Source organism: Mycobacterium sp. NGS50 (assembly GCF_059812545.1).
The window spans coordinates 156,220-166,182 of the sequence record NZ_JCALCW010000008.1; the positions used below are offsets into that span (position 1 = coordinate 156,220).

At 70.2% G+C, this 9,963-nt stretch carries 12 protein-coding genes; 4 read left to right on the plus strand and 8 right to left on the minus strand.

Translation table 11 applies throughout. The features are described 5' to 3' along the window. The first annotated feature begins 75 nt into the window (after nucleotides 1–75). The gene (locus AC5Y36_RS08200; protein WP_500040363.1) at nucleotides 76–942 is read left to right on the plus strand and encodes a PAC2 family protein; all 867 of its coding nucleotides are present in this window, start codon (nucleotides 76–78) and stop codon (nucleotides 940–942) included. Between the two features lie 86 nt (nucleotides 943–1,028). Here the strand turns inward: AC5Y36_RS08200 and AC5Y36_RS08205 are convergent, their stop codons facing one another. The 8 genes from AC5Y36_RS08205 to AC5Y36_RS08240 all read right to left on the minus strand — a co-directional run bounded on the left by AC5Y36_RS08205 (nucleotide 1,029) and on the right by AC5Y36_RS08240 (nucleotide 7,463). Then, nucleotides 1,029–1,901, minus strand: a complete 873-nt coding sequence (locus tag AC5Y36_RS08205; protein WP_500040364.1) for an SDR family oxidoreductase — start codon at nucleotides 1,899–1,901, stop codon at nucleotides 1,029–1,031. 9 nt (nucleotides 1,902–1,910) lie between these two features. Continuing rightward, nucleotides 1,911–3,149 (minus strand): cysteine--1-D-myo-inosityl 2-amino-2-deoxy-alpha-D-glucopyranoside ligase, encoded by a 1,239-nt coding sequence (gene mshC, locus AC5Y36_RS08210; RefSeq protein WP_500040365.1) that lies wholly within the window; start codon nucleotides 3,147–3,149, stop codon nucleotides 1,911–1,913. 113 nt (nucleotides 3,150–3,262) lie between these two features. Next, nucleotides 3,263–4,036 (minus strand): 3'(2'),5'-bisphosphate nucleotidase CysQ, encoded by a 774-nt coding sequence (locus AC5Y36_RS08215; RefSeq protein ID WP_500040366.1) that lies wholly within the window; start codon nucleotides 4,034–4,036, stop codon nucleotides 3,263–3,265. Between the two features lie 112 nt (nucleotides 4,037–4,148). Continuing rightward, complete coding sequence (locus AC5Y36_RS08220) at nucleotides 4,149–4,955, minus strand: SCO1664 family protein (protein WP_500040367.1); 807 nt, start codon at nucleotides 4,953–4,955, stop codon at nucleotides 4,149–4,151. Then, a complete protein-coding gene (locus AC5Y36_RS08225) occupies nucleotides 4,952–5,539 on the minus strand; it encodes a DUF3090 domain-containing protein (RefSeq protein ID WP_500040368.1) in 588 nt (195 codons plus the stop codon). Before AC5Y36_RS08225 ends, AC5Y36_RS08220 begins: the two co-directional genes overlap by 4 nt. Before the next feature lie 51 nt (nucleotides 5,540–5,590). Beyond that, nucleotides 5,591–6,280: a histidine phosphatase family protein gene (locus AC5Y36_RS08230; RefSeq protein WP_500040369.1), complete on the minus strand. Its 690-nt coding sequence runs from the start codon at nucleotides 6,278–6,280 to the stop codon at nucleotides 5,591–5,593. Continuing rightward, nucleotides 6,277–7,107 (minus strand): undecaprenyl-diphosphate phosphatase, encoded by an 831-nt coding sequence (locus AC5Y36_RS08235; RefSeq protein WP_500040386.1) that lies wholly within the window; start codon nucleotides 7,105–7,107, stop codon nucleotides 6,277–6,279. Before AC5Y36_RS08235 ends, AC5Y36_RS08230 begins: the two co-directional genes overlap by 4 nt. 53 nt (nucleotides 7,108–7,160) lie before the next feature. Continuing rightward, a complete protein-coding gene (locus tag AC5Y36_RS08240) occupies nucleotides 7,161–7,463 on the minus strand; it encodes a hypothetical protein (protein ID WP_500040370.1) in 303 nt (100 codons plus the stop codon). A 130-nt stretch (nucleotides 7,464–7,593) separates the two neighbouring features. Here AC5Y36_RS08240 and AC5Y36_RS08245 point away from each other — a divergent pair, with 130 nt between their 5' ends. Genes AC5Y36_RS08245 through AC5Y36_RS08255 form a run of 3 tightly spaced genes read left to right on the plus strand, consistent with a single transcriptional unit; the run spans nucleotide 7,594 to nucleotide 9,925 of the window. Then, complete coding sequence (locus AC5Y36_RS08245; protein ID WP_500040371.1) at nucleotides 7,594–8,619, plus strand: YncE family protein; 1,026 nt, start codon at nucleotides 7,594–7,596, stop codon at nucleotides 8,617–8,619. Next, nucleotides 8,616–8,861, plus strand: a complete 246-nt coding sequence (locus AC5Y36_RS08250) for a DUF5703 family protein (protein WP_500040372.1) — start codon at nucleotides 8,616–8,618, stop codon at nucleotides 8,859–8,861. Before AC5Y36_RS08245 ends, AC5Y36_RS08250 begins: the two co-directional genes overlap by 4 nt. Nucleotides 8,862–8,875: 14 nt before the next feature. Then, complete coding sequence (locus AC5Y36_RS08255) at nucleotides 8,876–9,925, plus strand: quinone-dependent dihydroorotate dehydrogenase (RefSeq protein WP_500040387.1); 1,050 nt, start codon at nucleotides 8,876–8,878, stop codon at nucleotides 9,923–9,925. Nucleotides 9,926–9,963: the final 38 nt, after the last annotated feature.

The following is a 9,963-nucleotide window of genomic DNA, read 5'->3' on the forward strand; positions in this document are numbered from 1 at the left end:
ACGCCCCAACCAACAAGCCGACTCAGCCGGTCGGAGTAGAGCCCGTGATCTTTGCGCACGCCGTACGCTGATTCTGTGACCCGACCGCCCGACGGCCCTGTGCTGCCTGAACTGCACAACGCCATCGTCGTGGCGGCATTTGAGGGCTGGAACGACGCCGGCGACGCGGCCAGCGACGCGGTCGAGCATCTGGACGCCATCTGGGAGGCCCATCCGCTGACCGAGATCGACGACGAGGCCTACTACGACTATCAGGTGAACCGCCCCGTCATCCGCCAGATCGACGGGGTCACTCGCGAGCTGGTGTGGCCGTCCATGCGGGTCTCGTTTTGCCGCCCGCCGGGCGCCGACCGCGACATCGTGCTGATGCACGGCGTGGAGCCGAACATGCGCTGGCGCACATTCTGCGCCGAGCTGCTGGCGATCATCGAGAAGCTGCAGGTGGAGACGGTCGTGATCCTCGGGGCGCTGCTGGCCGACACGCCGCACACCCGGCCGGCGCCAGTGTCCGGGGCGGCCTACTCACCGGAGTCCGCCCAGCACTTCGGGCTGACCGAAACCCGCTACGAGGGCCCGACCGGAATCACCGGGGTGTTCCAGGACGCCTGCGTGGCGGCGGGGATCCCGGCGGTGACGTTCTGGGCGGCGGTGCCGCACTACGTGTCGCAGCCGCCCAACCCGAAGGCGACGGTGGCGTTGCTGCGCCGCGTCGAGGAGGTCCTCGACATCGAGGTGCCGCTGGGCGACCTGCCGGCCCAGGCCGAAGAATGGGAGCAGGCGGTCACCGAGATGACCACCGAGGACGAGGAGATCGCCGAGTACGTGGCGTCACTGGAGGAACGCGGCGACGCCGAGGTTGACATGCACGACGCGCTGGGCAAGGTCGACGGCGACGCGCTGGCCGCGGAGTTCGAACGGTATCTGCGCCGGCGTCGGCGCTGATTTTATTTTGCGCCTTTTGCGCCGAATGTCGACTTAAGGCACGCTTCCGGCGCGTGGGCGTGCCACAACCCGACATTCAACGTGGCTTACTTCTCGTGTTCCTCGTTGTAGGCGCTGGTGGAGCGGCCCAGCGCGGCGACTTCGGCGTCCATCCGCGGCACGATGGCGGCGGCCCCTTTGACGAACGGGGCTTCGATCGGCCGCAGAGTCAGCACCGGCTTGAGCCAGCGGAACAGCCCCACCCAGCGCGGGCAGTAGACGCGGCGGCGACGGTTCTCGATGCCGTCGATGAAGGCGTCGACACATTTGTCCACCGAGGTGGTCTTGTTCAGCGGCCACGGCAGCTTGGCCAGCATCTCGCCGAAGGCCCCCAGATCGGCCTTGGTATCACGAACCAAGGGGGTGTCGATCCACGCCATGTGCGCCGACCCGACCTCCACTCCCTGGTAGGCGACCTCCTGGCGCAGCGCACTGGCGAAGTGCTCGACCCCGGCTTTGGCCACGTCGTAGGACGCCATCCCGGCCAGCGGAGTGAACGCCGCCAGCGAGGACACGACCAGCACATAGCCGCGACGCTCGATGACCGACGGCAGCGTGGCCCGCACGGTATTGAACACCCCGACCACGTCGACGTCGATAACCCGCTTGAACGTCTCGGGATCCACCCCCAGCACCGATCCGTAGCTGGCGATGCCGGCGTTGGCGACGACGGTGTCAATCCCGCCGAAGCGCTGCACGCCCTGGGCGGCCGCGGACTGCATCGCGGTGAGGTCGCGCACATCGGCGGCCACCGTCAGCACCCGGTCCCCTAGGTCACCGGCCAGTGCTTTGAGGGCGACTTCATCCAGATCGGTCAGCACCAGCGAAGCGCCCTTGGCATGCAACCGGCGAGCGACCTCCTCGCCGATACCGTGCGCGCCGCCGGTGATGAAGACCACTTGGGAGTTGACGGAAGTCATAGCGGAACGCTACAGGGCCACGCCCAGCAGCGCATCCACCGCGCTGGCCACCAGCGCCGGCGCGCCGCTGTCGTGCCCGCCGTATTCCAGTGCATCTGTAACCCAACCATCCAGTGCGGCAAGTGCTTTCGGTGTGTCGAGGTCGTCGGCCAGATAGCGCCGCACCCGGGCGATCACATCGGTGGCGTCCGGGCCGGCGGGCAGCGCGGCCGCGGTGCGCCAGCGGTGCAGCCGCGCGACGGCCTCGTCGAGTGTGGCGGTGCTCCAGGATCGGTCGCTGCGGTAGTGCCCGGCCAGCAGCGACAGCCGGATCGCCGCGGGCTCCACCCCGTCCTCGCGCAGCCGCGAGACCAGCACCAGGTTGCCGCGGCTCTTGGACATCTTGTGCCCGTCCCAGCCGATCATCCCGGCGTGCACGTAGTGGCGGGCGAAGCGCCGTTCGCCGCTGACCGCTTCGGCGTGTGCTGCGGAGAATTCGTGATGCGGGAACACCAGATCGCTGCCGCCGCCCTGGATGTCGACGGTGGTGCCGATCCGGCTGGACGCGATCGCGGCGCATTCGATGTGCCAGCCGGGGCGGCCCGGGCCGAACGGCGACGGCCAGCTGGGCTCGCCGGGGCGGGCCGCCCGCCACAGCAGGGCATCGAGGGGGTCGGTCTTGCCGGCCCGGTCGGGGTCGCCGCCGCGCTCACCGAACAGGGCCAGCATGGTGTCGCGGTCGGCACCCGATTCGTAGCCGAACTGCGCCGTGGCGTCGGCGCGGTAGTAGACATCGGGGTGCTGCGCGTCGTCGACGACGTAGGCGAGCCCGGCGGCCAGCAGTTTCTCGATGACCGCGATCACCTCGTCGACGGACTCGGTGGCCGCCACGTAGTCGCGCGGCGGCAGCACCCGCAGCGCAGCCATGTCCTCACCGAACAGGGCGACCTCACTGGCGGCCAGGACTTGCCAGTCGACACCGTCGCGGTCGGCCCGCTCGAACAGCGGGTCGTCGATGTCGGTGACATTCTGCACGTAGTGGACCTGATGCCCGCCGTCCAGCAGTATCCGATAGATCAGGTCGAAGGCCAGGTAGGTGGCGGCGTGCCCGAGGTGGGTGGCGTCATACGGGGTGATGCCGCAGACGTACATCGTCGCCGTCGGCCCCGGCGAGACCGGGCGCACCTGACGGTCGGCGCTGTCATAGAGGCGCAGCGCCGGGCCCCGCCCGGGCACCGTCGGAACGGCTGCCGCCGACCACGAATCCATACCGACGACTTTAGGCGGGCCGCCGATGCGGGCCGGAACGAGCCCGAGGTGGGGGCACCCCCAGCCGCGCAGCGGCGAGGGGGCAAGGCCCGCAATCCAGCCCCGCGGGCCGGTCAGTGCACCGCTTGGCGGATCGCCGCAAGCAGCGGCGCGGCCACCTCCTGACGGCACATCAGCAGGTCGGGCAGGTAGGGGTCGGGCTGGTTGTAGAGCAGCGGCGACCCGTTGAGTCGCGACGCGTGCATCCCCGCGGCGAGCACCACCCCGGCCGGGGCAGCCGAATCCCACTCCCACTGGCCGCCGGCATGCAGGTAGGCGTCGACGTCGCCGCGTACCACCGCCATCGCCTTGGCGCCGGCCGAGCCGATCGGCACCGGCTCGATGTCCATCGCCTGCTGCATGCGGTACACGATCGCCGGCATGCGGGTGGCGCTGACCGCGATACGCACCGGGTGCGGGCTGCCGTCCGGCGCGGGGCCTGCGGTCACCGTGTCGCTGCGAAACACGATGTTGCCCTGGGCCGGCAGCGACACCACGGCGTCGGTCAGCGCACTTGGGCCGGCCCCGTCGCGCTGCCACAGCGCGATGTGCACCGCCCAGTCGTGGCGGCCGGGGGTGGAGAATTCCCGGGTGCCGTCCAGCGGGTCGACGATCCACACCCGGTCGGCGGCCAACCGGGTCAGGTCGTCGTCGGCTTCTTCGCTCAGGATCGCGTCATGCGGACGGGCGGCGCGCAGCCGCGCCAGGATCAGCGCATTGGCGCGGCGGTCGCCGGCGTCGCCGAGCATCCACGGGTGGGCGAACCCCACCTCGTCGCGCACCGCCAGCAGCAGCCGTCCGGCCTCCGCGGCCACGTCGGCGGCCAGCGCCGCGTCGGTCAGGGTCACGTCAGGCAGTATTCCGGACCGGCCCGGCGCCGAGATCGACGGTAGCGTGCAACACCTCGAATGGCGGCCACGGTGGTGTCGATTTCGACGCAGAAACGGCGGAGCCGACGACTCAGAACGCCGGCCAGGGAATGGGGCGGTGCCGGTCCGGACCGGGCATCACCGGATTGGCCAGCAGCGACTGGGCGCGCAGTCGCAACGCCGCGATCTCCTGGGCGGTCAGATGCGGCCCCAGCTCCTCGGCGAGCGGGCCGTCCAACGCCTCGACCAGCCCGCTCACCGCGGCCAGGGTGTCGTCGTCGATCCGCTTGCCGGCCCACCCCCACAGCACCGTGCGCAATTTGTCCTGGACGTGCAGGCAGACCCCGTGGTCGACGCCGTAGATGCTGCCGTCAAGGGCGCGCAGCACGTGGCCGCCTTTGCGGTCGGCGTTGTTGACCAGCACGTCGAACACCGCCATCCGCCACAGCCGGATGTCGTCGGCGTGCACCAGCGTGACCGGATCCCCGGTGTAGTCGTAGGCCCGCAGCACCGGCAGATAGCCGCGCGGAACCCTGCCGTCGGGAACCAGGTCGACCGGGTCGGGGCCGGGCCGAGGCGCTGAATCCTCGGTGTCGCCGGGTTGGTCGATCCACAGCTGCAGCATCCCGTCGCCGGCGGGTCCGTAGCGAATGATGGTGTAGGGCACAATGTTCCAGCCCAACCGAACCGACACCAGATAGGTCGACAGTTCGCGTCCGGCCAGCGTCCCGTCCGGGAAATCCCACAGCGGCTGCTCCCCGGACACCGGCTTGTAGACGCAGTGCACGCTGCGCTCCCCCAGCGTGGCCTCGCATAAGAAGGTCGCGTTACTGGCCGAGCGGATCCGTCCCAGAACCGTCAACTCGCCGCACCGCAACGCCTCACGGTCCGGTGTCACGATCCGTCGTCAGCGTCCGGGCCGAGGAACGCGCCGCGCCGGTAGCCGTTGGTGCGCACACAGATGTGCCCGTCGGGGTCCAGCGGCTCGTCGCACAGCGGGCATGGTGGCCGGCCCGCCGAGATGACCCGGTGTGAGCGGGTGGCGAACTGCCGCGCCGACTCCGGGGTCAAAAACACCCGCACCGCGTCGGGCCCTTCCTCGGTGTCGTCGAGCACCACCGAGGCGTCGAACTCGGCGTCGGTGACCGCCAGCAACTCGACCACCACCGTCTGCGCTTCGGAATCCCACCCCAATCCCATGGTGCCGACCCGGAATTCGGCGTCGACCGGGGTGATCAGCGGGCTCAGGTCGTCGATTTCGACGGGTTCGGGCGGCACCGGGGTGCCGAACCGGCGGTGCACCTCCAACAGCAGCGCCCCGATCCGTTCGGCCAGCACCGCGACCTGCTGCTTCTCCAGGATCACCGACACCACCCGGGCGTCGTGGACGGCCTGCAGGTAGAAGGTGCGGTTTCCGGGCTGGCCTACGGTCCCCGCGACGAACCTGTCGGGGGTGCGGAAGACGTGGATCGCGCGTGCCATGGCAACTCCAAAATACCGGCAATTGGTAACGGGCCGAAAATTTCCGAACGGTCAGTCGATGGAGCCGCCGACGACGGCGTCGCCGGCCGGTGCCTCGGCGTGCTGCGGCGGCGCGGTCAGGCCGGCCGCCAACCGGGGCCCGGTGTGGTTGACGTGTACGACGAACGGTCGCATCGGGGTGTAGCGGATCACGCTCATGGACGCCGGGTCGGCGGTGATGCGCTGGAAGCTGTCCAGGTGGGTGCCCAGCGCGTCGGCGACCACGGCCTTGATCACGTCGCCGTGGGTGCAGGCCAGCCACAGCACATCGCCCTCATGCTGCTCGGCCAGCCGGCGGTCGTGCTCGCGCACCGCGGCGACCGCGCGGGCCTGCACCTGCGCGAGCCCCTCCCCGTCGGGGAACACCGCCGCGCTGGGCTGCGCCTGCACCACCTTCCACAGCGGTTCGGTGACGAGCTCGCTGATCTTGCGGCCGGTCCAGGAGCCGTAGTCGACTTCGGCGAGCCGCTCGTCGACGACGGGGTCCAGGTTCAGGGCGGCCGCCAGCGGTTCCACCGTGCTGCGGCAGCGCAGCAGCGGCGACCGCACGATCGCCCGCAGCGGCAACTCACCGATCCGCTCGATCAGCTCGGTGGCCTGCGCGCGGCCCTTGTCATCGAGGTCCACGCCCGGCGTGCGACCGGCCAGGGTGCCGGCGGTGTTGGAGGTGGAGCGGCCGTGTCGCAACAGGATGACGGTCATACCGCTGCCACCACCCCGGTTGCCAACAACGCCAGCACGCCCACCCCGGCCAGCACCCGGTAGCCGACGAACCAGTACATGCTGTGGGCCAGCAGAAAGCGCAGGAACCAGGCCACCGCGGCCAGCCCGACACCGAACGCGATCACGGTGGCGACCAGCAGTTGCGGGCCGCTGGCGCTCATCCCCTCGCTGACCGGGTGGAAGGCGTCGGGCAGCGAGAACAGCCCGGAGGCGAACACCGCCGGGATGGCCAGCAGGAAGCCGAATCGGGCGGCCAGTTCGCGGTCCAGCCCGCTGAACAGCCCGGCGCTGATGGTCGCCCCGGAGCGCGACACCCCGGGAACCAGCGCCAGCGTCTGAGCGAACCCGACGACGACAGCGTCGCGCCAGGTCAGCTGCTCGACGTGGCGGGTCTGACGCCCAACGTATTCGGCGGCGGCGATCACCGCCGAGAACACCACCATCGCGGTGGCCACCACCCACAGGTTGCGCACCCCGGACCGGATCTGGTCGGTGAAGACCAAGCCGAGCACACAGATCGGGATGGTGCCGACGATGACGTACCACCCCAGCCGGTAGTCGGCGTTGCGCTGAGCCTTGGCCCACAGCCCGGCGAACCAGGCCTTCACGATGCGCACGATGTCGCGGGCGAAGTAGACCAGCACCGCGGCCTCGGTGCCCAGCTGGGTGACCGCGGTGAAGGACGCGCCGGCGTCACCGGCGAAGAACAGCCGCGATGCCAGCGCCAGGTGCCCGGAGGAGGACACCGGCAAGAACTCCGTCAGCCCCTGCACCACCGCCAGAACGACGACCTGCGGCCAGGACATGGGTGGGGCTGCGGACACGACGACGACCGTACCCGGTGGTGGTGCGGGTCGGGTTAGCGCCGGATGGGTTCAGCGGCGGCGACCGCGTCACGAACGGCCGCGGCGAGGCTGCGCTCGTCGTCGACGTCGATCTCGACCAGGCTGCGGCTGCTGGTCGCCATCACGTCCTCGGCTTGGGGCACCGGCCCGGCCAGGCGGGGCCGGTATACCTCCACCATCAGCACCGCCCGCTCGATGTGGAACGAGAAGCTCCGACCATCGCCGACCTGCCCGAATCCACTGGCGAACACCCCGGTCGAGATGTCCTCGATGAGGAACTCCCGGCCAGGGGAATGCCGCGTCGTAGTGACGGTCATGGGGGCACCATACCTCGCAATGACCCGTGGTCATAGGTAACGGGCCGAACTCGCACCGGCTACATTCCTTAGAATCGTGGGCTAACCGGGGGTGAACCCCGAATGCCGTTGCAGACCCGAGGGCGACCCATTGCCGCAGCACCGTAGACGCGCTGTTCAGCGCGGTATTGCCGGGTTGTTGTCGGCGATGGCGCTGCTCAGCGGGTGTGGATCGAATCCGGTTGATCCGGCACCGCCGACCATCGCGCCGGCCCATCCCGCCGACGCGCCGACGCTCTCGGTCTCCCCCGCCGGTGTGGTGCGACCCGCGCCGTGCCACCCGCACGCCGCGGTCTTCGACACCGGCACATTGGTGCTGCTGTGCCCCGGCGCCGACGCGCAGGCCCCGTCTTCGCTGCACACGCTGGGCTCCGCGCAGCCGATCACGCTGCCGGGTCCGGCCTCGGTGATGACGGGCGACGGCCGGGGCACGCTGTATGTGGCGGGGCGCGGCGGCTATTTCGTCGTCGACCTGGCGGCCGGTCGCGCCACCCGGGTGGCGGTCGGCGACGACGACGCCACCGACTTCACCGCGATCGCCCGCCGCCCCGACGGCCGGTTGGTGTTGGGCAGCGCCGACGGTGCGGTGTATCTGCTGGCCGCCGACCCCGGCGACACCGCCTCGGTAACACGGCGCACCAAGGTCGCGGTTCGGGTGGATGCTCTTGCCGTGCAAGGCAATACGATTGTCGTACTGGACCGGGCGCAGACCTCGGTGATCGCGCTTGATGCCGACGGCAACCGGCAGCAGGCGCTGCGGGCCGGTTCCGGCGCAACGACATTGGTGCCCGACCCGCTGGGCGTGCTTCTGGTCGCCGACACCGGCGGCGGGCAGCTGCTGGTGTACGGCGTCGACCCGCTGATCCTGCGACAGGCCTACCCGGTGCCGCACTCCCCCTACGGGCTGGCGGGCTCGGGCGGGCTGGCGTGGGTGTCGCAAACCGCGACGAACAGCGTCGTCGGCTACGATCTGACCACCGGAATACCTGTGGAGAAGGTGCGGTACCCAACCGTGCGGCAACCGAATTTGCTCACCTTTGACGACACCTCGGGAACCTTGTACGTGGTGTCGGATTCCGGAGTCCAGGTCATCGAGCACGCCGGAGTGCCGCGTTGACCGCGGCGCAGCGCGGCCGGATGCCGGTGGGATGGGACGCTGAGCTGTCCGACGACTACGAGTGGGTTCCGCTGCGCCTGCCGCCGGAAGTGACCCGGGTGAGCGCATCCACCCGGCTGTCGATCGAAGCCGAATACCGCGGCTGGGAACTGACCCGGGTCCGCCTGTACACCGATGGGAGTAGGCGAATTTTGTTGCGCCGCAGAAAAAGCCATGGCCTCGTCGACCGGCCGGAGCAGTAGTGGCCTACCGCGCACTGCGCCGGGCAATGTTCCTGGTGCCGCCCGAACGTATCCACACCCTGGTGTTCGCCGCGCTGCGTGGCGTCACCGGGCCGACTCCGTTGCGCCGTCGGCTGCGGCGGCGCCTGGCGCCGGTGGATCCCATCCTGGCCAGCACCGTGTTCGGGGTGGATTTTCCCGGGCCGCTGGGTCTGGCCGCCGGTTTCGACAAGGACGGCCTGGGCCTACACACCTGGGGTGCACTGGGTTTCGGCTATGCCGAGGTCGGCACCGTCACCGCACGGCCGCAGCCGGGCAACCCGCTGCCCCGGTTGTTCCGGCTGACCGACGATCGGGCGCTGCTGAACCGGATGGGGTTCAACAATCACGGTGCCGGCGCGCTCGCGATGCGGCTGGCCCAGCACCGGGCCGACGTGCCGATCGGGGTCAACATCGGCAAAACCAAGACCACGCCGCCCGAGCAGGCCGTCGACGACTACCGGGCCAGCGCCCGGCTGCTGGCTCCGCTGGCCAGCTACCTGGTGGTCAACGTCAGCTCCCCGAACACCCCGGGCCTGCGTGATCTGCAGTCCGTGCAGCAACTGCGCCCGATCCTGTCCGGCGTGCTGGCCGAAACCACGATTCCGGTGCTGGTGAAGATCGCGCCGGACCTGGCCGACCCGGATATCGACGCGATCGCGGATCTGGCGGTGGAGCTGGGGCTGGCCGGCATCGTCGCCACCAACACCACGGTGTCGCGGGACGGCCTGGCCACCCCCGGGGTGGACCAGCTCGGTTCCGGCGGCATCTCCGGGCCGCCGGTCGCCCGTCGGGCCGTGGAGGTGCTGCACCGGCTCTACGGGCGTGTCGGTGACCGGCTGACGCTGATCAGCGTCGGCGGCATCGAGACCGCCGACGACGCCTGGGAGCGGATCACCGCGGGCGCCTCGCTTCTGCAGGGTTACACCGGGTTCATCTACGGCGGCGGGCTGTGGGCCACGCAGATCCACGACGGGCTGGCCCAGCGGCTGCGCGGCGGGGGCTTCAGCTGCCTGGCGGACGCGGTCGGGTCGGCGGCTTCCTAGGCCGAGCAGACGCAAATGTGCCCGGTAACTGCGTTACC

What these genes read in the sequence shown, in the direction of transcription:
- mshC (WP_500040365.1), bottom strand. Translation starts at nt 3,149, where the DNA reads ATGGATTCGTGGTCGGCGGCAGCCGTTCCGACGGTGCCCGGGCGGGGC.
- AC5Y36_RS08240 (WP_500040370.1), bottom strand. Translation starts at nt 7,463, where the DNA reads ATGACCGTCACTACGACGCGGCATTCCCCTGGCCGGGAGTTCCTCATC.
- AC5Y36_RS08225 (WP_500040368.1), bottom strand. Translation starts at nt 5,539, where the DNA reads ATGGCACGCGCGATCCACGTCTTCCGCACCCCCGACAGGTTCGTCGCG.
- AC5Y36_RS08235 (WP_500040386.1), bottom strand. Translation starts at nt 7,107, where the DNA reads ATGTCCTGGCCGCAGGTCGTCGTTCTGGCGGTGGTGCAGGGGCTGACG.
- AC5Y36_RS08230 (WP_500040369.1), bottom strand. Translation starts at nt 6,280, where the DNA reads ATGACCGTCATCCTGTTGCGACACGGCCGCTCCACCTCCAACACCGCC.
- AC5Y36_RS08205 (WP_500040364.1), bottom strand. Translation starts at nt 1,901, where the DNA reads ATGACTTCCGTCAACTCCCAAGTGGTCTTCATCACCGGCGGCGCGCAC.